Raw genomic sequence first — 19,987 nt, forward strand, 5'->3', positions numbered from 1 at the left:
ACGAGCGCTGCTGACGCCGCCGGGATCCCGTCCAGGCGGTCGACCGGTCCCCGGTCCGTACGGTCCATCCGGCCGTACGGACCGGGGACCGGCGCTTTCACGGCCGCCTGCGCGACCGCTTCGACAACACGACCACTTTCACAACGGTGGTGGCACAGCAATACTGTCCCACTGAGCCGGGCTGCCGGAGTGAACCGGTCTGCCGAGACCACAGCGGCCGGAAGCGGGGTGCGGACCATGGCCACCGAAATCGAACCCGAGAACCGAACCGGCGCGACAGGCGGGACCGGGACCAATGCCGGGACTGCGCGCGAAACCGGGACCGGGACCGGGACCGCAGGCGAAACCGGGGCGGACGCCGGGTCCGGGGCGGACTCCGGGTCCCGGGCCCAGCCGCCTACTCTCACCGTCGACGAGCTGGCCGCGCGCGCCGGGGTCACCGTGCGCACCATCCGGTTCTACAGCTCCCGCGGACTGCTTCCGCCGCCGGTGATCGGGCCGCGCAGGGTCGGTCGCTACGGCCCCGAGCATCTCTCCCGGCTGGCGCTGATCGAGGAACTCCAGCAACGGGGCATGACCCTCGCCGCGATCGAACGCTATCTGGAACGGCTGCCGCCCGGCCTCAGCCCGCGCGATCTGGCGATCCACCGTGCGCTCGTGGCGTCCTGGGTGCCGGACTCGCCGGAGGACGCGACCCGGGCGGAGCTGGAGCGCAGGGCCGGGCGGGCGCTGGCGGAGGACGACATCGACCGGCTCGCCGCGATGGGCGCGCTGGTCCGCGCCGACCGCCCGGACACCTACCGGCTGGACCCGGCGCTGCTGCGGCTCTGCGTCGAACTGCTCGACGTACCGATCGCACAGGACACGATCCTCGCGGCCCGTACGGTTCTGCTGGAGCACACCCGTGAGGCGGCGCGCAAACTGAGCCGGATGTTCCGGGACGAGGTGTCGCTCCCGTACGGTCCGGGCGCGGCCGATCCCGAGCAGCTCGCGGCGGTGAAGTCGCTCTCCGCCCATATGGAGCCTTTGGTGGTGCAGGCGCTGATCACGGCGTTCCAGCGGTCGCTGAAGGAGGAGCTGCGGACCGCGTTCCAGGAACAGGAGGAGGAGTGAGTACGCACACGCCCTCCACGCGCCCCGCACGCACCTGACCGCAGCACCACACCCACCCCCACAGCCACAGCCGCAGCCCGCGATCAGGCACTCGGGGCCCTCACACGTCGCTGAACCGCTCCCCCTTCTCCGCCTTCGCGACAAGCAGCGCCGGTGGCTGGAACCGCTCGCCGTACCGCTCCGCCAGTTCGCGGGCGCGCGCAACAAAGCCGGGCAGGCCGCCTTCGTACCCATTGATGTACTGGAGGACACCGCCCGTCCACGCGGGGAAGCCGATGCCCATGATGGAGCCGATATTGGCGTCGGCGACCGAGGTGAGGACGCCCTCCTCCAGACAGCGCACGGAGTCCAGCGCCTCCGCGAAGAGCATTCGCTCCCGTAGATCGCGCAGCGGGTCGCCGGTGAGCGTGTGCGTGCCGCCCGCAGACGTGCCGAAGTGCTCGCGCAGCCCTGGCCAGAGGCCGATACGCCGGCCGTCCTCTCCGTAGTCGTAGAAGCCCGCGCCGCCGCTGCGTCCCGTACGCCCGAACTCGTCCACCATCCGGTCGATCACCGCGTCCGCCGGGTGCCCGGCCCAGGTGCCGCCCGCCTCCTCGACCGCGCGCCGGGTCTCGTCCCGGATCTTCCTGGGCAGGGTGAGCGTCAGCTCGTCCATCAGCGCGAGCACCTTGGCGGGATAGCCGGCTTGTGCCGCGGCCTGTTCGACCGAGGCGGCCTCGATGCCCTCGCCGACCATCGCGACACCTTCGTTGATGAACTGCCCGATCACCCGGGAGGTGAAGAAGCCGCGTGAGTCGTTGACGACGATCGGGGTCTTCCTGATCAGACGCACCAGGTCGAAGGCGCGGGCCAGGGCTTCGTCGCCGGTCCGCCCGCCCTTGATGATCTCGACCAGCGGCATCTTGTCGGCCGGTGAGAAGAAGTGCAGCCCGATGAAGTCGGCGGGCCGGGACACGCCCTCGGCAAGCAGGGTGATGGGCAGGGTGGAGGTGTTGGAGCAGAGCAGCGCGTCGGGCGCGACGATGTCCTGGATCTCCTGGAACACCTTGTGCTTGAGCGCCGGGTCCTCGAAGACCGCCTCGATCACCACATCGCAGCCGGCGAGATCGGCGGGGTCGGCGGTCGGGGTGATCCTGGCGAGCAGTGCGTCGCTCCGCGCCTCGGTCGTACGGCCCCGGGAGAGCGCCTTGGCGAGAGCCTTCTCCGCATACGCCTTGCCCTTGTCGGCGGCGTCCTGCGACACGTCCTTCAAGACGACGTCGAGACCGGCGCGCGCGCAGGAGTACGCGATACCCGCGCCCATCATCCCGGCGCCGAGGACCGCGACCCTGCGGGCCTCGCGCGGTGGAATGCCCTGCGGACGGCTCGCTCCCGAGTTGACGGCCTGGAGGTCGAAGAAGAACGCCTGGATCATGTTCTTGGCGGTCTGCCCGGTGACCAGTTCGGTGAAGTAGCGCGCCTCGACGGTCTGCGCGGTCTCGAAGTCGACCTGGGAGCCCTCGACGGCCGCCGCGAGGATATTGCGCGGCGCGGGAAAAGGCGCTCCGCCGAGTTGCTTCTTCAGATTGGCCGGGAAGGCGGGCAGGTTGGCGGCCAAGCGCGGGCTGGACGGCGTACCGCCCGGGATCCGGTAGCCCTTGATGTCCCAGGGCTGCCACGACTCGGGGTGGGCGTCGATGTACGCGCGGGCCGCCGCCAGCATCTCGTCGGTGGTGGCGGCGACTTCATGGACGAGCCCGGCCTCCAGCGCGTGGGCCGGGGAGTACTGGGTGCCCTGGAGGAGGACCTTGAGCAGGGCGTCCGCGATGCCGAGGAGCCGTACCGTACGGGTCACTCCGCCGGCCGCGGGCAGCAGTCCGAGCGTGACCTCGGGCAGGCCGATCTTGGATCCGGGCGCGTCCAGGGCGATCCGGTGGTGGCAGGCGAGGGCGATCTCGTAACCGCCGCCCAGCGCGGCCCCGTTGATGGCGGCGACGACGGGTTTGCCGAGGGTTTCGAGGCGCCGCAGCGCGTGCTTGACGGCCATTCCGCTCTCGAAGACCCGCTGTGCGTCCGCCGGACCGACCTTGACCATGTCCTTGAGGTCGCCGCCCGCGAAGAAGGTCTTCTTGGCGGAGGTGACGATGATGCCCCGGATTCCGTCCTTCTCGGCCTCCGCGCGTGCCGCGATCGCCGCGAGGGAGTGCCGGAACGTCTCGTTCATGGTGTTGGCGGACTGGCGGGGGTCGTCCAGGACGAGGGTGACGACGCCCGACGCGTCCTGTTCCCAGCGAATGGCCGAGGACGCCGGGGTGGTGGACTCGCTCATGCTGCTGCTCCGTAATCCGTGACGGGGGACGGCGGGCGAAGGGGTGTGGCAGGCGGGGAGGCCGACGGGCAGGCCCGGCGGTCGGTGGGGTGGGGGTCGGTCAGAGGCGCTCGACGACGGTCGCGACACCCATGCCGCCGCCGACGCACAGCGTCGCCAGGCCGTACCGCTTGTCCCGCCGCTCCAGTTCGTCGATGAGCGTGCCGAGGATCATCGCGCCGGTGGCCCCGAGCGGATGGCCGAGCGCGATGGCCCCACCGTTCACATTGACCTTGTCCAGGGGGAGGCCCATCTCCTCGACGAAGCGCAGGACGACGGCGGCGAAGGCCTCGTTGATCTCGACCAGGTCGATGTCGTCGATGGTCAGTCCGGCCTTGGCGAGCGCCTTGCGGGTGGCGGGCGCGGGGCCGGTGAGCATGATGGTCGGCTCGGAGCCGGAGACCGCGGCGGAGACGATCCGGGCGCGCGGAGTGAGTCCGTACCGCTCGCCTGTCTCCCGGGAGCCGATGGCGACGAGCGCCGCGCCGTCCACGATGCCCGAGGAGTTGCCTGCGTGATGGACGTGGTCGATCTTCTCGACCCAGTGGTACTTCTGGAGCACGACGGCGTCAAAGCCGCCCGCCTCGCCGATCGTCGCGAACGACGGCTTCAGCGCGGCCAGCGAGTCGGCGGTGGTGCCGGGGCGCATGTGTTCGTCGCGGTCGAGGACGGTGAGGCCATTGCGGTCGAGGACCGGGACGACGGAGCAGTCGAAGCGCCCGTCCTTCCATGCGGCGGCGGCCCGCTCCTGGGAGAGCGCCGCGAACTCGTCCACATCGCGCCGGGTGAAACCGCCGAGTGTGGCGATCAGATCGGCGCCGATGCCCTGCGGGGCGAAGCCGGACGCGAAGCTGGTCATCGGGTCCATCATCCAGGCCCCGCCGTCCGAGCCCATGGGCACGCGGGACATCGACTCGACGCCGCCCGCGAGGATCAGGTCCTCCCAGCCGGAGCGGATCTTGGCGGCGGCCAGATTGACGGCTTCGAGCCCGGAGGCACAGAAGCGGTTCTCCTGTACGCCGGCAACGGTGTCGGGCAGTCCGGCGGCGACGGCAGCGATACGGGCGATGTCCGAGCCCTGGTCGCCGAGCGGGCTGACCACCCCGAGGACGATGTCGTCGATCGCCGCCGGGTCGAGTCCGGGCAGCCGACGGCGCAGCTCATGGATGAGACCGACGACGAGATCGATGGGCTTGGTGCCGTGCAGGGCGCCATTGGCCTTGCCGCGGCCGCGCGGGGTGCGGATCGCGTCGTAGACGAACGCTTCGGTGCTCACGGCGACTGCCTTTCGGAGAGAGGGACATCGGCGGATACGGAGGGGCCGTCGGCGGTGGCGGACGGCTCCACAGGCGTGGACCGCTCTGCGGACACAGACAGCTCTACGGACGCGGACCGCTCCACGGACACGGACGGCTCCGGTTCGAGCGACGGCACCTTCCAGTCACGGGCGATCTCGGCGGTGTCCGCGCCGGGCAGGGCGGGCGCGCGGCGCACCGAGCCCGGCGTGGCGGAGAAGCGGGGCGCGGGCGCGGGCTGGACGAGCCCGGCATGGCGGGTGAAGGTGCTCCGGGCGGCGAGATGGGGGTGGGCCGGGGCCTCACGCAGGGACAGTACGGGGGCGACACAGGCGTCGGAGCCCTCGAAGACCGCCGTCCACTCCTCGCGCGTCTTCGTCCTGAACCGGGCCGCGACCGCCTCCCGCAGCTCGTCCCAGCGCGCGAAGTCCTTGCGGGCCGGGATCTCGTCCGCGATTCCGAGCAGCCTCACGAACTCGTCGTAGAACCGCTGCTCCAGCGGGCCGACCGCCATGTACTCACCGTTGGCTGTCTCGTACGAGCCGTAGAAGGGACTGCCGCCGTCGAGCAGATTGGCGCCCCGGCGGTCCTGCCAGCCGCCCGCGCCCATCAGGGCATGGATCATGGTGGTGAGATGGGCGGTGCCGTCGACGATCGCCGCGTCCACGACCTGTCCCGTGCCGTCCGGGGTCCGGGCGTGCTGGAGCGCGGCGAGCACGCCGATGACCAGATAGAGCGCGCCGCCCGCGTAGTCACCGAGCAGATTCGCCGGGAGCGCGGGCGGTTCGTCGGCCTTGCCGATCATCGAGAGTGCCCCGGTGATAGCGATATAGCCGATGTCGTGGCCCGCCCGGTCCGCGAGCGGCCCCTCCTGGCCCCAGCCGGTCATCCGTCCGTACACCAGACGCGGATTACGGGCGAGGCACTCCGCCGGGCCGACACCGAGGCGCTCGGCGACTCCCGGGCGGTATCCCTCGATCAGCACATCGGCGCGCTCGGCCAGGTCGAGGACCCGGGCGGTGCCGCTGTCGGTCTTGAGGTCGATCAGTACGGAGCGCTTGTTGCGGTTCGTCAGGTCGTACGCCGGATCGATGCCGAGGCCGGCCCCGCCGGGACGGTCGACCCGTACGACATCGGCGCCCAGATCCGCGAGGGTCATGGCGGCGAAGGGCCCCGGGCCGATTCCGGCCAGCTCGACCACGCGTACGCCGCTCAGCGGACCATTGGCTGTCGTTGTCATCGGGCCCCCAGCACTGTGACACAACTGATGTAACAGCAGTGATGCTAAGAACGTGCCGCACTCCGCACAACCCCTGTGGAAAGCAAGCGCTTGGTCGCCCACTTCCGCTGTTCCGCGGTTATCCACAGGTCGTTTCTACAGCGCGGCGGCCGACCTGGCATGTCGGCGCACGGCCACGGGACGGCGGGCGGCCCGGCTATCCGGTCGCCTCGCGCAGCGCCCTGCGGCAGAGGGTGTCGGCGCGGCGGGTGGACTCGGGAAGGCGGTAGTCGCGGGCCAGCCGCAGGGTGTGGGCGCAGGCGTTCGGCAGGCCCACCCGGTGCCCGACCGAGACGAACACCGGTTTGACGCCCGGCTGGGTCCGCAGCGCCCGGCCCACCTCCTCGCCGTCGTCGGCCAGCAGCGGCGACGAGTCGCCGCGCCGGGGCCCCGGCTGCTCGTACGAGAAGGTGAACGGGTTCTTGGCCACCCCGATCACCGGCAGTCCGGTGAGCACCCCGAGATGCGCGGCGAGCCCGAAGCGGCGCGGGTGTGCCAGCCCGTAGCCGTCACAGACGACCAGGCCGGGGTCCGAGGTGAGCGCTTCGAGGGCGGCGAGGACGGTCGGGATCTCCCGGAACGCCAGCAGGCCCGGGACGTACGGGAAGGCGACCCGGCCGACGGCGGTGGCCTCGTCGACCACGGTGAGGGTGGCGGCGTCGAGCACGACGGCCGCGGCTGCGACGACATCGCGCACGTCGTCGTACGCCACATCCACCCCGGTCACCAGCCCGCTGCCGGCCGGCGGCCCCGTCTCGTCGAGCACGACGAGCCCGCGCAGCTCGTCCTGAATGGCCCGCGCCTCGGCCTCGTCGGCGGGCATCCTGATCGTCGTCATGGTCACCACAGCGTAGAGGGGCGGTTCCAGGCGGCGTCAGCGTCCCTGATCGTCAGCGGCCTGATCGCCAGCAGCCGGACGCCGGGCCGAGGCGTTTCCAACCACAGGCACCTACGGGCACGCATAAGCACGTAGAGGTGCTCAGACCGCGGGTACATAGGGGTAATGCGGGGCGGGTTCGACAGCGACGGACTCCTTGCCGATTCCGAGGCTCAGCGGGGTGTTGAGCGCCGTGGAGAACATGACGTCGGGGGCGTTGTCCGTCAGAGCGCGGCCGTTCCACTGGAGGAAGCTGTAGCAGGCGGGGGTGCCCACGATGTAGGGCAGCATGTTGGGCAGTACGCGCTCGGCGAAGCCCTGGCCATAGGCGTCGGGATCCTCGCTGGTGCCGTACGCGCGGACGACGCCGGAGATCATGGCGGCCACGGCGCCCGCGTAGTTCCGTACGTCGTCGGCGGGCCTGCCCTGGTTCAGACGGTCGCCCAGATCCTCGTCGAGCTGGGTGAACAAGGGGTGGATCATGGGCAGACCCGCCCGGTTGATCTGCCTCCAGCCGCCCACGTCGGTGGCCAGGCTCGCCAGAGTCCAGGCACTGATACGCCGGTCGGGACCGGCCAGGGCGAGCAGCTCGCTGTCGGACACTTCGAGCACGATCGAGTGGACGGTGTGGCCCGCGAAGAGATTGGCGGCCTTGGCCGGGTCCCAGCCCTCCAGGTCCGCGCGGGTGCCGTTCTTGACAGCCTTGCCGACGGCCTGCAGCACGTCGGGTTCGATCCAGAACGGATCCCCGGCCCTGCCCGCCCATACCCGGGCGCCTCCGACGAGGTCCTGGGTACGGTCCGTGGCGCCCTCGACGACCAGGGTGCCTTCGGCGTGGCTGTCCTGCGCCTCGACGCCGGTGAGGCGGTGCATCCGGTACGGCTGGCGGCCGTCGGGCCCTCGCTCGCCGAAGGTGAAGCGGTAGGTCAGTTCCTCCACCGCGTCGCCATTGCCGTCGATCTTGAATTCGTAGCGGCCCTCGGGGTGCCAGCCGCGCGGGATGTCCTCACCGGCCAGCGAGTGGGAGACGTCCATCACGAAGACCGTGCCCCGCTCGCCGCGGAAGAGGAAGAAGTCGGTGATGTCCAGCCGTGGGTCCTGCCGGGCGATCGGGGAGTCGAGATGGTGCGACATGACATGCTCGCAATCTGTGGAGACCCATATGAACCGATATGACCCCATGGTAACTTTTCGGGAATTTCGGCGCCCATCAAGTGACGCAGGTCACTCGCTATCCGGAGCACGGATCGGGCCGCTCAACCGTCCTTTCCTGTGGGAGTGAGCAGCGCACCCGATCCACCGTCGGTCCGGCGAAGGGGAACAGGCCATGTCACCCGTCATTGAACATGCCATACAGGCCCGGCTCGTCGCGTCCGCCCCCAGGACCGAGACCGTCGTCGTGACGCTCCGGTACGAGCCGGCCGATCCCTTCGCCGTGCGCATGTCGTTCCCCCCGCCCGCGACGCTCGAAGGCACCGAAGTGACCTGGGAGTTCTCCCGTGAGCTGCTGGCCATGGGCATGGCCGAGCCGGTCGGTCTCGGTGATGTGCGGGTACGGCCCTTCGGCTACGGGCGTACGGTCCTGGAGTTCCACGCGCCCGAGGGCACCGCGATGGTCCATCTGCGCACCGCCGACCTGCGCCGCTTCCTGGACCGCTCCGAGGGCGTCGTACCGGCGGGGCGTGAGCATCTCCATCTGAACCTGGACCACGATCTGACCGAGCTGCTGCGCGACGCCTGCTGAGAGCCGACGCCCGGCCCGGCCTCGCCCGGCCTCTCGATAATCCCTTTGACACCCGCCCGCCCGCCTTCCTACGGTGGGCGGCGTCCTGTTGTCGTCGATTGGAGTAGGACGTTGCTCGTCTGAGGTCCTGAGACACCGTGCCGCACAGCTTCCGGTTCCGGCTGTGCGTTCTCGTGTGTGGCCTCGGCGTCGAGCCGTTCTCCCCCGACCGGGACTCTCCCGTATCGCGGTGTCTCCATCCGTTGCCCCGCCATCTCACCGCACTTCGCAGCAACCGGAGACCCGTATGTCAGCTTCCCTTGCCCACATCACCTGTACCGCGCTCTCCTTCGGCTGGCCCGACGGAACGCGCGTGTTCGACGGATTCCAACTGGCCGTCGGCCCCGGCAGAACCGGTCTGGTCGGACTCAACGGATCAGGGAAATCAACCCTGTTGAAGCTGATCGCGGGCGAACTCACCCCCACCGGCGGGACGATCGGTGTCTCCGGTGACATCGGTTACCTCCCGCAGACCGTGGTGTTCGACACCTGGGTACGGGTGGACGAGGCCCTCGGAATCGCGGCGACCCGGACCGCCCTGCACGCCATCGAGGCGGGCGATCCGAGCGAGGAGCACTTCACCGCCGTCGGCGACGACTGGGATGTCGAGGAACGCGCCCGTGCCGCCCTCGATCAGCTCGGACTCGGGCACATCGGCCTCGACCGCACCATCGGCGAGATGTCCGGCGGCGAGTGCGTACTGCTGCGGCTGGCCGCGTTGCTGCTGGCCAGGCCCGGTGTGCTGCTGCTCGACGAGCCCACGAACAACCTCGATCTGCACGCGCGCCGACGGCTGTACGCGGCGGTCGCGTCCTGGTCCGGGGTGCTGGTCGTGGTCAGCCACGACCGTGAACTCCTGGAGCGCGTCGACCAGATCGCCGACCTGCGGGACGGCGAGGTGCGCTGGTACGGCGGTACGTATTCGGCGTACGAGGAGACCCTGGCCCGTGAACAGGAGGCAGCCGAGCGCATGGTGCGGGTCGCCGAGGCGGACGTACAGCGGCAGAAGCGCGAACTGGCGGACAACCGGCTCGCGTTGGCCAAACGGGCGCGCTACGGCCAGAAGATGAGCGACAACAAGCGCGAGCCGCGCATCGTGATGGGCCTGCGCAAGCGGGCCGCCGAGGAGTCCGCGGGCAAACAGCGCGTCCTGCACGCGGAGAAGCTCGCCGAGGCGAAGGAGCGCCTCGACGAGGCGGTGGAGGCGGTACGGGACGACGACGAGGTCCGTATCGACCTCCCGCACACCCGGGTCCACCCGGGCCGGAGCGTACTGAGCCTGCGCGATGTGCGGCTGCGGTACGGGGCCGGGGCGCGGGCAGGGGCCGACACCGACGCCGCGGACGAGGCCAAGCCCGGGACCCGAACCGGGTCTGGGCCCGGGACCGGGACCAGCACCGAGCCAGGGGCCGGGGCTGAGCCCGCGACCGGGGCCAGTACTGGAGCCGGAACCGAGCCAGGAGCCGAGCCCGGGACCGGCACCGGGGCCAGGCTGGAGATCCACGGGCCCGAGCGGATCGCGCTCGTCGGGCGCAATGGCGCGGGCAAGACCACCCTGCTCCGGACGCTCGCCGGGGAGCTGGAACCGCTCTCAGGCGAAGCGCTCACCCACGTACCGCTGCGCTTTCTGCCCCAGCGGCTGGACGTGCTCGACGACACGCTGACCGTCGTGGAGAACGTGGCCCACTTCGCGCCGGCCGCCACGAACAACGCGATCCGGGCGCGGCTGGCCCGCTTCCTGTTCCGCGGCGCCCGCGCCGAACAGCCGGCCGGGACACTCTCCGGCGGAGAGCGCTTCCGCGCCTCGCTCGCCGCCCTCCTCCTCGCCGAACCCGCTCCCATGCTCCTGATGCTGGACGAGCCCACGAACAATCTGGACATGGCCAGCGTCCGCCGGCTGACCGCCGCGCTGGAGTCGTACGAGGGAGCACTGATCGTGGCGAGCCACGATCTCCCGTTCCTGGAGTCGATCGGCATCACCCGCTGGCTGCTCCTGGACGGAGAGCTGCGGGACACGAGCGCGGAGGAGGTACGGGAGACGCACCTGCCGTAGCCGGCCGTCCCCACCCGGGCGCGGGCGCGGGTGCGACGCGGACCCGGGCGCGGTGTGCCGGCCACAGCCGCACCCGCGCCCTCAGCCACACACGCACCCGCACCCGGGTCCGCACTCCGTACTCCGCGCTCCCCAACGCCCCGAAACTCGACAGAAGTTGTCGGGATTAGCCGTTAGCGTCGCGGCATGTCCAAGAACATCGTCATCACCGGTGCCCGGGAGAACAACCTCCGGGACGTGTCCCTCAGCATTCCCAAGGACAAGATCACCGTGTTCACGGGGGTGTCCGGCTCGGGGAAGTCCTCGATCGTCTTCGATACCGTCGCCGTGGAGTCGCAGCGGCAGCTCAATGAGACCTTCACCTCGTTCATCAGGAACTTTCTGCCGAAGTACGAGCGGCCGCAGGTCGACGCGATCGACGATCTGTCGGTGGCCGTGGTGGTGGATCAGAAGCCGATCGGGGGGAACGTCCGGTCCACCGTGGGCACGATGACCGACATCTACTCGGTGATCCGGGTGCTGTTCTCGCGCCATGGCACCCCGAGCGCGGGCACAGCCGCCGCCTATTCCTTCAATGACCCTTCGGGGATGTGCGCCGTCTGTGACGGGGTGGGGCGGGTGGTCGCGCTCGATCTCGACCGGGCGATCGACTGGACCAAGTCGCTCGACGAGGGTGCGCTGTTGCTGCCCGGGCTCTCGGTGGGGAGCTGGGAGTGGAGTCTGTACGCGGACTCCGGGCGCTTCGACCGGACCAAACCGATTGCCGAGTACTCCGCAGAGGACCGCGAACTGCTCCTGCACGGCGCGGACTTCAAGGTCCGGCTGCAACTGAAGTCGGGGTCGGCGGACATGAAGTTCGAGGGCATAGTCAGCAGGTTCAGCCGGCTCTTCCTCAAGCGCGACACGGCCGCCATGTCGGAGAAGCGCCGGGAGGCGGCGGCCCGCTTCACCGTGGACCGGCTGTGCGAGGCCTGTGGCGGAGCCAGGCTCAACGAAGCCGCGCTGGCGACCCGGATCGACGGTCTGAACATCGCCGACTGGGCGGCGATGGAGGTCGCCGATCTGGTGGAAGTACTGGGCCGGATCGACGATCCGGTGGCCGCGCCGCTGGCCGCCGCCGCCCGTGAGCGTCTGGAACGGCTGGTGGGGATCGGGCTCGGCTATCTCAGTCTGGACCGGGAGACGAGCACGCTCTCCGGCGGTGAGGGCCAGCGCCTCAAGGTCGTACGCCACCTGGGAAGTTCACTGACCGGTCTGACCTTCATCTTCGACGAGCCGAGCGTCGGGCTGCATCCGCGTGATGTGGGGCGGCTGAACGAACTCCTGATCCGGCTGCGCGACAAGGGCAACACGGTGCTGGTGGTGGAGCACGACCCGGATGTGATGGCGATCGCGGACCATGTCGTCGACATGGGTCCGAAGGCGGGAACGGACGGCGGACTGGCCGTGTACGAGGGGCCCGTGGAACTGCTCAAGGAGGCCGATACGCTCACCGGCCGCTGTCTGCGGCGCCGTACGCCGCTCAAGGAGTCGTTCCGTACGCCCGCCGGCTGGCTGCCGGTGACCGGGGCGGATCTGCACAACCTGAAGGGCGTCGACGTACGGTTCCCCACCGGTGTGCTCACAGCGGTGACCGGGGTGGCGGGCTCCGGGAAGTCGACCCTGGTCTCCGGTGTGTTCACCGAGGCGTATCCGGAGGCGATCGTGATCGACCAGGGCGCGATCGGCGCCTCGTCGCGCTCCACACCGGCCTCGTACATCGGGGTCATGGACACCGTCCGGAGGATCTTCGCCAAGGGGAACGGGGTCCAGCCGGGGCTGTTCAGCTTCAACTCCTCGGGTGCGTGCGCCGAATGCTCGGGGCGCGGGCTGATCTACACCGATCTGGCCTTCATGGACCCGGTGACCACGACCTGCCAGAGCTGCGAGGGGCGGCGCTTCCACGACGAGGTGCTGGAGCACCGGGTGAAGGGCCGCTCGATCGTCGACGTACTGGACATGACGGCGGCGGTGGCGATGGAGTTCTTCGAGGACAAGGCGCTGCTGCGGAAGCTGCGCACGCTCAATGACGTCGGGCTGACGTATCTCACGCTCGGCCAGCCGCTCAGCTCGCTCTCCGGGGGAGAGCGGCAGCGCATCAAACTCGCCACGCGGCTTCACCGTACGGGCAGTGTGTACATCCTGGACGAGCCCACCACCGGGCTGCACATGGCGGATGTGGACACGCTGGTGGCGCTGCTGGACAGACTGGTGGACGCGGGGAACTCGGTGATCTGTGTCGAGCACAACATGGATGTGGTGAAGCGCGCCGACTGGGTGATCGATCTCGGTCCCGACGGCGGCAAGCACGGCGGGGAGATCGTCTTCGAGGGCACACCTCGCCAACTCCTCGACCACCCTGAGTCATTCACGGCCACGTACCTGAGGAGGGACCTGGCGGCGTGACCGGGCCGGTGGCCCCGCGGGAACAAGGGCCGGGCCTGCACGCATGACCGAGTGCATGACTGAGTGCAAGGAGCCTACATCACTCCGCGTCAGGGGATTCCAGTGCCGCGGGCTTGGCCTCCGGCTTACAACGGCTTTAACCTACGGTGTCGTAACCTACGAACCCGTAGGTAAAAGTATCTCCCGTCCCCAGGAGCACCCGTGGCACTCATCTCTCCCCACCTCGGCAGCACGGACGCGTGGACCGACGCCCGGCTGCTGTACGCGCTGGAGGAGGTGGTGGAGAAGGAACTCAACCGTCATCTCAAGGTCGCCAAGGACTGGATGCCGCACGAGTACGTGCCCTGGTCGGACGCCCGTAACTTCCCCGGGATATTCGCGGACGGCGAGGCCTGGGAGCCTCAGCAGTCGAAGGTCACGGACATCGGCAAGATCGCGCTCGTGGTGAATCTGCTCACCGAGGACAACCTCCCGAGCTACCACCACGAGATCGCCAGCCTCTTCGGCCGCGACGGCGCGTGGGGCACCTGGGTGCACCGCTGGACCGCCGAGGAGGGCCGCCACGGCATCGTGATGCGTGACTACCTGCTCGCGTCACGGGCCGTCGACCCGGACAAGCTGGAGAACTTCCGGATGGCGCACATGTCGGAAGGCTTCGAGTCCGACAACCGGCACTCGATGCTGCACTCGGTCGCGTATGTCGCCTTCCAGGAGCTGGCGACCAGGGTCTCGCACCGCAACACCGGCCATCAGTCGGGCGATCCGGTCTGCGACCGGATGCTGGCGCGGATCGCCACCGACGAGAACCTGCACATGGTCTTCTACCGCAATCTGCTGGCCGCCGCCTTCGAGATCGCGCCCGACCTCACCATGCGGGCCGTGCGCGATGTGGTGATCAACTTCCGTATGCCGGGGCACGGAATGCCCGGCTTCGAGCGCGCCGCCGCGCAGATGGCCATCGGCGAGATCTACAACATGCGGATCCACCACGACGATGTCCTCCAGCCGGTGCTGCGCTACCTCAAGGTGCTGGACATCGACGGGCTGGGTCCGGAGGGGCTCCAGGCACAGGAGGAACTCGGCCTGTACATGGGCGGGTTGAACAGCGAGGCGAGCAAGTTCGACGAGAAGCTCGCCGCTCGCAAGGCGCGGATGGCGGCACGCGCCGCCGGCTGAGCCCGGGCGAGGGCGGCCGACGGCGGGCCCGTACACGCCCCCTGGGCCCGCTGCCGCTGCCCGCTTCCCGGTTAGCCGTGAGGTTTCTCCGCGCCGCTCGCGGACTCCTCGTACGCTGTGCCGGATGAAACCCGTCACACGCCTCTTCCTCATAGGCGCGCCCGTCGTGGTCGCCGCCGCCGTCATCTTCGGCGGTGGCGGCGGTTCCGGGGTGCTCGCCGACAATCCGCCCTCGTACCCCGAGCACACCGGCGCGCCCAATCCGCTGGCGCCCGGTGCCCTGGAGAACGAGGAAGAGGTACGGAAACGGATCGACGCGATGCCGCCGGGACTCGCGGACCCGGAGAAGAAGGAGATCGCCGCGCGGCTCGTGGCCAGCGCGGAGAGCTCCACACTCGACTGGCGGGGCCTGTACGGCACCATCGAGGACCTCGGGGACGGCAACGGCTATACGGCCGGGGTCATCGGCTTCTGCTCGGGCACCAACGACATGCTGCAACTGGTCGAGTCGTACACGAAGAGCCACCCGGACAATCCGCTCGCGCCGTATCTCCCCGCGCTGCGCGCCGTGGACGGCACCGATTCGCACGAAGGCCTCGACCCCGGTTTCCGCGAGGCCTGGGCGCAGGCCGCTCAATCTCCGGACTTCCGGGCCGCGCAGGACGCGGCCCGGGACCGGATCTACTTCGATCCGGCGGTCCAAATGGCCAAGATGGACGGGCTCGGCACGCTCGGGCAGTTCATCTACTACGACGCGATGGTGCTGCACGGCCCGGGGCTCGATCCGCACGGCTTCTACGGGATCCGCGAGGCGGCCATGAAGACGGCGCGGACTCCGGACCGGGGAGGCGACGAGAAGGCGTATCTCGACGCGTTCCTGGACAGCGGCCGGGCCGTGATCAAGGCCGAACTGATGACGGCGCAGCGGGACTCGTCCCGTATCGACACCGCTCAGCGGGTCTTTCTGCGGGACGGCAACATGGCCCTCGAACCGCCGCTGACCTGGGAGATGTACGGGGAGACCTTCCGGATCGCAGCGCACTGAGGCCGGTCACTGGAGCCGGTCACGCCCGAGGTCCGTCGTGCCCGGGGTCCATCGCACCCGGTCTCGTGCTCGGATCCCGTGCTTGCGTCCGTCGGCTCAACTCGTGGCGGTACGGCGGAGGTTCTGGCGTTCCTTCTCGGAGAGCCCGCCCCAGACGCCGAACCGCTCGTCGTTGGCGAGGGCGTACTGCAGGCAGGCTTCCCGTCCTTCGCAGGCCCCGCACAGCCGCTTCGCCTCGCGAGTGGAGGAGCCGGGGGCGGGGAAGAAGAACTCGGGACCGGTCTGGGCACACAACGCGCTCTCCTGCCAGGAGAGTTCATGCTCGGCGCCCCGGGCCGTGGCGGTGCGGGTGGTGATGTCGGTGATGTTGATCGGCATGACCGACAGGCTGCCCGGTGGCGATAAACGATCGATTGACGAGGCGTCAATGCCCCGGTGGCCACCGGCGTGTCGCGACCACGGGCATGCCGGTGCCGGGCATCGCGGCGCCAGGCATCACGGTCTCAGGCGTCAAAGTCCGGTGTCAGGCGTCGCAGTCTCAGGCGTCGCGGTCCACCCCCTGCATCACCGCGAAGCGCGCGCCGTACGGGTCGGCCAGCTTGGCATACCGTCCCACGCCCTCGATATCGGTCGGGCCCATCCTGACCGTACCGCCCAGTTTCTTGGCCGCAGCGACCGTACCGTCGCAGTCCGTGACCGCGAAATAGAGCTGCCAGTGCGGTTCGGCGCCGGTCTCGACCGGGTCGGTGCCGAGCGTGACGAAGCCGCCGAACATGGTCTCGGAGCCCTGGCCCGCAGGGTGCATCATGCGGTACGTACCGCCGTCGGGCATCGGCATGCTGGTGGTCTCCCAGCCGAAGACCGCGCGGTAGAAGGCGTACGCGGCGGTCTCGTCCGGTGTGTACAGCTCGCACCAGCAGAGGCTGCCCGGCTCGTCGACCACGTCCAGGCCCTTGTTGCCGCGCGGCTGCCAGACCGCGAACCGGGCGCCGACGGAGTCGGTGAAGACGGCCATCCGGCCGAACTCCATGACGTCCATGGGCGTGAGGACGACGGAACCGCCCGCCTGGTGCACGGCCTTCGCCGTGGCGTCCGCGTCCGGCGTCATGAAGAACAGGAACCAGGACGTCGGCCCCTGGTCGGTCGGCATGGGCATGGCGGCCGCCGCGGTCCTCGCACCCAGCCGGAACATGCCGTATCCGCCGGTGTCGGGGCCCGCGGACATGAGGCTCCAGCCGAACAGACCGTTGTAGAAGGCGTTGGCGCCCTTGGTGTCCGGGGTGCTGAGTTCGACCCAGATCGGGGATCCGGGGGCAAAAGGACTCGTGAGCATGGTGCGCTCCTTCATGGGACCCCGCCGATCCGCTGATCCACCGATCCGCTGATCCCGCTGATCCGCCGCTCTGCTTGCTGATCGCGCCTGTCCTCCTGAGTCTGCCCCGGAAGCCGGGGCACCGCATGTACGGGCCGACCGGGCGCGGGAACGGTCCGCCGGCCGTACGGAACGGGAGATGCGGCACCGCACAGGAGACCGCACGACCGTGCGTTCAGTACAGTGGGGCGATGAGCACCTCGACGGGCAGGCACACGGGCGGACGGGCGAACAGGCAGGTGGAAGGCCCATCGGGCGTGCGGGTGGACGGGCGCGTCGAGCGCGGCAACCAGACCCGGCGGCTGGTACTGGACCGGACGATGGACATCGCCTCGGTGGAGGGGCTGGAAGGGCTCTCCCTCGGCCGTATCGCCACCGATCTGAAGCTCAGCAAGAGCGGTGTCTTCGCCCTCTTCGGCTCGAAGGAGGAGCTTCAGCTCGCGACGATCCGCGCGGCCGTCGAGGTCTTCGGCGAGCGTGTCGTACAGCCCACGCGCGCGCTGCCGCCGGGCGCCGCCCGCGTATGGGCGCTGTGCCGCAACTGGCTCACGTACTCGGCGGACCGGGTCTTCGCCGGGGGTGTTTCTTCTACGCCGTCTCCGCCGAGTTCGACGCGCGCGGCGGCCCGGTGCACGACGCGATCGCGCGGACCCGCGACGACTGGGTCGGCTATGTGGAACGTACGGTCGCCAAGGCGCGGAGCGCGGGCGGCTTCACCGATGAACTGGACATACCGCAGCTCGCCTTCGAGATCATCGCGCTGATGGAGGCGGCAAACGCCCAGTCGGTGCTGCACGGCGACGATGTGGCGTACGAGAGGGCCGGGCGGGGCATTCTGCGCAGGCTGCGCGCGGAGGCGACGGATCCGGGTGCGCTGCCGGAATTCCCGGGGTTCAGCGAGAGCCGGACGGGCCCCGGACCGGTGTCAGAGCAGGGCTGATCCGGGACGCGGCCCGGCGACCGGCCCGTCGGGTACGTTCGCCGGCTGCCCAGCGCCCGGTGTGGCCGCCGCCTGCCCGGCGCCGGGTGCGGTTCGCGGCAGCTCCGCGCCGGATACGGTCCGCAGCCGCTCCGCGTCGGATACGGTCGCCGGCTGTTCCGCGCGTATGAACTCCACGGCGTCGGCGACCACTTCGGGGTCCGCGACGATCCGCCGGTGGCCCAATCCCCGGGTGACGACGAGCCGCGCGCCTCCGCCGGGCCTGCCCTCGTACGCGCGTACAAGCGCCCGGGACTGGCCGAGCGGCACCATGTCGTCGCGCTCGTCGTGGAAGAGCAGCACGGCGACATCGAGCTCCTCCGGCCGGTATGTGGCGTCGAAGCGCGGCCAGAGGTCCGGCTCGCCCGGGAACAGGGTCCGCTCGATACGGCGGCGCAGTTCGTCGACGACCCGCTCGCGCACCCCGAGCCCGGCGCGGAAGCCGTCGAGAATATGGCCGAATTCGGTTACTCCGCCGATGCCGACCACCCGGCGCGCCTCGACGCCGTCGCGCAGCGCGAAGAAGGTCGCGAGAACGCCGAAGGAGTGCGCCACGACCGCTTCGAAACGGCCGTGCTCCTGGTGCAACTGTCGGATGACCGCCCGGAGTTCGATGATGTTCGTGTGCCGCCCCTCCGACGCGCCGTGCCCCGGGGCGTCGAAGGCGACCGGGCTGTATCCCTGCTCGCGCAGCGCGGTGGCGAGGCGCGCGAAGCGCGAGGCGCGTGAGGACCAGCCGTGGACGAGAAGCACCGGCCGCGTTCCGTCGCCCCACTGGTAGGTGACAACGGACTGGCCGTGGACGGTGATCCGTCCGGTACGGGCGGCGGCCATCACCTCACTCTCGTCGGAGCGCGGCCGGGCACGGCCCGTGGGGCAGCGGAAGACGGCGAGGGCGGCGCGTCCGGCGAGGCCGGGGGCGAGGTACGAGGCGGTGTTGAGGGCGGTACGGAGGAGCGCAGCCGTGGGTGACATGGCCCGGATCTCCTTGGTCGGCCGACGAGGTGGGACGATGCTAGCACGACCGTTCGTACAGTTTTGAATCGAGACCGAGACCGAGAGCCAGACCTCAGCACGGGGCGGGCGGGCCGGACACGGAAAGGCGGGCCGTCACCCGCCCCGAGGCGACGGCCCGCCCCAACTCGGCACCCCCGAAACGGAAGCGCCGTACAGCTAGGGCCTAGTGGCCCGAATGGCCGCTTGCGCCCTCCGCGCCCTTCTCCGCGTCGGCCGCTCCCCGCGCGCCCATCGAGTGGTGCGGTTCGTAGCCCGGGATCGTGCCGTCCGGCTTCTTCACCAGGAGCAGACCCGCCATGCCCATGTCCGAGTGGCTCTGCACATGGCAGTGGTACATCCATGCCCCCGCGCCCACATGCTCGCCCGCGAGGACCTGGAAGCCGAAGGAGTCCGCCGGGCCGGTGATCTTGGTGTCGATCACCCGGCTCGGGTCGTCGGGCCCGGTGAGCAGGCCGGTTCTGTTGTCCGCCCAGCGATGCCCGTGCATATGGAACGTGTGGTAGAACTCGCCGTGCGTGATCATGATGATCTCGACCCGCTCCCCCACGGTCGTCTCGAAGTTGGGGGCCTCGCTGCCGGACTTGTTGTTGATCGTCATGTCGTTGAAGACGATCGTGAACTGCTTGTCCGGAAGGATGTCGCCCTTCCTGCGGACGACGAGGGGACCGTAAAGCCCCTTGCGGAGACCACCGGTGCCGTGGTCCGTACCGACCACATGGTCGTGGTAGTGCCAGTAACCGGCGCTGCCGGGCCGCCAGGTGCCGTCCGCGCGCCTGCCCGGGGCGTGGGTGCGCCAGGTGTACGTACGCGTGCCGCCGGGCTCGACATGGCTCTTGTTCATCCGGGTGCCGTCGCTGGCTATGTCGAAGTCGACGCCGTGCACATGGAGACTGACGTCCACATCCGTGGTGTTCTCGAACTCGATGTGGAGCGTGTCCCCCTCGTTCAGCTCGATCAGCGGGCCCGGCACCGTCGCCTTGCCCTTCTCGAAGCCGTAGCCCATCTGACCGTTCGGCAGCGCTTCGGCGTACATCTTGAGATGGCGCACCTGGCCCCCGGCGGGGGCCGTCCTGGGCGGGGTTTCGGCCGACACCGCCGTGGGCGCCGAGGCGAGCGACAACGATGTCACCCCTGTGGCCGCGACCGCACCGCCCGCCAGCAGCCGCCGGTTGAAGCTCCGTCTGTCCATGGCCATACCGACTCCCC

The 19,987-nt window shown here is 69.9% G+C and carries 15 protein-coding genes and 1 pseudogene; 7 read left to right on the forward strand and 9 right to left on the reverse strand.

The genetic code is table 11. The features are described from left to right. The first annotated feature begins 237 nt into the window (after nt 1-237). The gene (locus tag KQY30_RS04220) at nt 238-1,113 is read left to right on the forward strand and encodes a MerR family transcriptional regulator (RefSeq protein ID WP_217305619.1); all 876 of its coding nucleotides are present in this window, start codon (nt 238-240) and stop codon (nt 1,111-1,113) included. 100 nt (nt 1,114-1,213) lie between these two features. On the opposite strand, the gene KQY30_RS04225 is transcribed toward KQY30_RS04220, so the two are convergent. The 5 genes from KQY30_RS04225 to KQY30_RS04245 form a co-directional block, all read right to left on the reverse strand. Continuing rightward, nucleotides 1,214-3,421: a 3-hydroxyacyl-CoA dehydrogenase NAD-binding domain-containing protein gene (locus tag KQY30_RS04225; RefSeq protein WP_217305620.1), complete on the reverse strand. Its 2,208-nt coding sequence runs from the start codon at nt 3,419-3,421 to the stop codon at nt 1,214-1,216. Between the two features lie 100 nt (nt 3,422-3,521). Then, on the reverse strand, nt 3,522-4,736 hold the full coding sequence (locus KQY30_RS04230; protein ID WP_217305621.1) for an acetyl-CoA C-acetyltransferase: 1,215 nt from the start codon (nt 4,734-4,736) through the stop codon (nt 3,522-3,524). Next, on the reverse strand, nt 4,733-5,995 hold the full coding sequence (locus KQY30_RS04235; protein WP_217305622.1) for a CaiB/BaiF CoA-transferase family protein: 1,263 nt from the start codon (nt 5,993-5,995) through the stop codon (nt 4,733-4,735). The genes KQY30_RS04230 and KQY30_RS04235 overlap by 4 nt, the downstream gene beginning before the upstream one ends. Nucleotides 5,996-6,191: 196 nt before the next feature. After that, the gene (locus KQY30_RS04240; protein WP_217305623.1) at nt 6,192-6,872 is read right to left on the reverse strand and encodes an endonuclease V; all 681 of its coding nucleotides are present in this window, start codon (nt 6,870-6,872) and stop codon (nt 6,192-6,194) included. Nucleotides 6,873-7,013: 141 nt separating this feature from the next. Beyond that, nucleotides 7,014-8,045: a DUF4331 family protein gene (locus tag KQY30_RS04245; RefSeq protein WP_217305624.1), complete on the reverse strand. Its 1,032-nt coding sequence runs from the start codon at nt 8,043-8,045 to the stop codon at nt 7,014-7,016. A 193-nt stretch (nt 8,046-8,238) separates the two neighbouring features. On the opposite strand from KQY30_RS04245, the gene KQY30_RS04250 reads away from it, so the two are divergent. The 5 genes from KQY30_RS04250 to KQY30_RS04270 all read left to right on the forward strand — a co-directional run bounded on the left by KQY30_RS04250 (nt 8,239) and on the right by KQY30_RS04270 (nt 15,413). Continuing rightward, nucleotides 8,239-8,655 (forward strand): SsgA family sporulation/cell division regulator, encoded by a 417-nt coding sequence (locus KQY30_RS04250; protein ID WP_217305625.1) that lies wholly within the window; start codon nt 8,239-8,241, stop codon nt 8,653-8,655. A 286-nt stretch (nt 8,656-8,941) separates the two neighbouring features. After that, nucleotides 8,942-10,747, forward strand: coding sequence for an ABC-F family ATP-binding cassette domain-containing protein (locus KQY30_RS04255; RefSeq protein ID WP_217305626.1), 1,806 nt, complete (start codon nt 8,942-8,944; stop codon nt 10,745-10,747). Between the two features lie 186 nt (nt 10,748-10,933). After that, nucleotides 10,934-13,192, forward strand: a complete 2,259-nt coding sequence (locus KQY30_RS04260; protein WP_217305627.1) for an excinuclease ABC subunit UvrA — start codon at nt 10,934-10,936, stop codon at nt 13,190-13,192. Nucleotides 13,193-13,393: 201 nt separating this feature from the next. Then, nucleotides 13,394-14,368 (forward strand): acyl-ACP desaturase, encoded by a 975-nt coding sequence (locus KQY30_RS04265; RefSeq protein WP_217305628.1) that lies wholly within the window; start codon nt 13,394-13,396, stop codon nt 14,366-14,368. A gap of 124 nt (nt 14,369-14,492) precedes the next feature. Beyond that, entirely contained in the window at nt 14,493-15,413 is a 921-nt protein-coding gene (locus tag KQY30_RS04270) for a chitosanase (protein ID WP_217305629.1), read from the forward strand. Nucleotides 15,414-15,509: 96 nt separating this feature from the next. Here the strand turns inward: KQY30_RS04270 and KQY30_RS04275 are convergent, their stop codons facing one another. Continuing rightward, nucleotides 15,510-15,791 (reverse strand): WhiB family transcriptional regulator, encoded by a 282-nt coding sequence (locus KQY30_RS04275; RefSeq protein ID WP_046503818.1) that lies wholly within the window; start codon nt 15,789-15,791, stop codon nt 15,510-15,512. A 160-nt stretch (nt 15,792-15,951) separates the two neighbouring features. Beyond that, nucleotides 15,952-16,746: a VOC family protein gene (locus KQY30_RS04280; RefSeq protein ID WP_217305630.1), complete on the reverse strand. Its 795-nt coding sequence runs from the start codon at nt 16,744-16,746 to the stop codon at nt 15,952-15,954. Nucleotides 16,747-16,976: 230 nt separating this feature from the next. Between KQY30_RS04280 and KQY30_RS04285 the strand changes: the two are divergent. Beyond that, nucleotides 16,977-17,725: pseudogene (locus tag KQY30_RS04285) on the forward strand (TetR/AcrR family transcriptional regulator). On the opposite strand, the gene KQY30_RS04290 reads toward KQY30_RS04285, so the two are convergent. Together KQY30_RS04290 and KQY30_RS04295 are read right to left on the reverse strand one after the other, a co-directional pair. Beyond that, entirely contained in the window at nt 17,711-18,739 is a 1,029-nt protein-coding gene (locus KQY30_RS04290; protein ID WP_217305631.1) for an alpha/beta fold hydrolase, read from the reverse strand. The pseudogene KQY30_RS04285 and the gene KQY30_RS04290 sit on opposite strands and share 15 nt — an antisense overlap. Before the next feature lie 205 nt (nt 18,740-18,944). Further along, nucleotides 18,945-19,970: a multicopper oxidase domain-containing protein gene (locus KQY30_RS04295; protein ID WP_217310728.1), complete on the reverse strand. Its 1,026-nt coding sequence runs from the start codon at nt 19,968-19,970 to the stop codon at nt 18,945-18,947. Nucleotides 19,971-19,987: the final 17 nt, after the last annotated feature.

The organism is Streptomyces sp. GMY02, assembly GCF_019056675.1.
Classification (GTDB): Bacteria; Actinomycetota; Actinomycetes; order Streptomycetales; family Streptomycetaceae; genus Streptomyces; species Streptomyces odonnellii.

Excerpts from the sequence above, each read along its gene's own strand:
- KQY30_RS04250 (WP_217305625.1), top strand. The coding sequence starts at position 8,239 with ATGTCACCCGTCATTGAACATGCCATACAGGCCCGGCTCGTCGCGTCC.
- KQY30_RS04275 (WP_046503818.1), bottom strand. The coding sequence starts at position 15,791 with ATGCCGATCAACATCACCGACATCACCACCCGCACCGCCACGGCCCGG.
- KQY30_RS04245 (WP_217305624.1), bottom strand. The coding sequence starts at position 8,045 with ATGTCGCACCATCTCGACTCCCCGATCGCCCGGCAGGACCCACGGCTG.
- KQY30_RS04260 (WP_217305627.1), top strand. The coding sequence starts at position 10,934 with ATGTCCAAGAACATCGTCATCACCGGTGCCCGGGAGAACAACCTCCGG.
- KQY30_RS04280 (WP_217305630.1), bottom strand. The coding sequence starts at position 16,746 with ATGCTCACGAGTCCTTTTGCCCCCGGATCCCCGATCTGGGTCGAACTC.
- KQY30_RS04290 (WP_217305631.1), bottom strand. The coding sequence starts at position 18,739 with ATGTCACCCACGGCTGCGCTCCTCCGTACCGCCCTCAACACCGCCTCG.
- KQY30_RS04295 (WP_217310728.1), bottom strand. The coding sequence starts at position 19,970 with ATGGACAGACGGAGCTTCAACCGGCGGCTGCTGGCGGGCGGTGCGGTC.
- KQY30_RS04235 (WP_217305622.1), bottom strand. The coding sequence starts at position 5,995 with ATGACAACGACAGCCAATGGTCCGCTGAGCGGCGTACGCGTGGTCGAG.
- KQY30_RS04240 (WP_217305623.1), bottom strand. The coding sequence starts at position 6,872 with ATGACGACGATCAGGATGCCCGCCGACGAGGCCGAGGCGCGGGCCATT.
- KQY30_RS04270 (WP_217305629.1), top strand. The coding sequence starts at position 14,493 with ATGAAACCCGTCACACGCCTCTTCCTCATAGGCGCGCCCGTCGTGGTC.
- KQY30_RS04225 (WP_217305620.1), bottom strand. The coding sequence starts at position 3,421 with ATGAGCGAGTCCACCACCCCGGCGTCCTCGGCCATTCGCTGGGAACAG.
- KQY30_RS04220 (WP_217305619.1), top strand. The coding sequence starts at position 238 with ATGGCCACCGAAATCGAACCCGAGAACCGAACCGGCGCGACAGGCGGG.
- KQY30_RS04255 (WP_217305626.1), top strand. The coding sequence starts at position 8,942 with ATGTCAGCTTCCCTTGCCCACATCACCTGTACCGCGCTCTCCTTCGGC.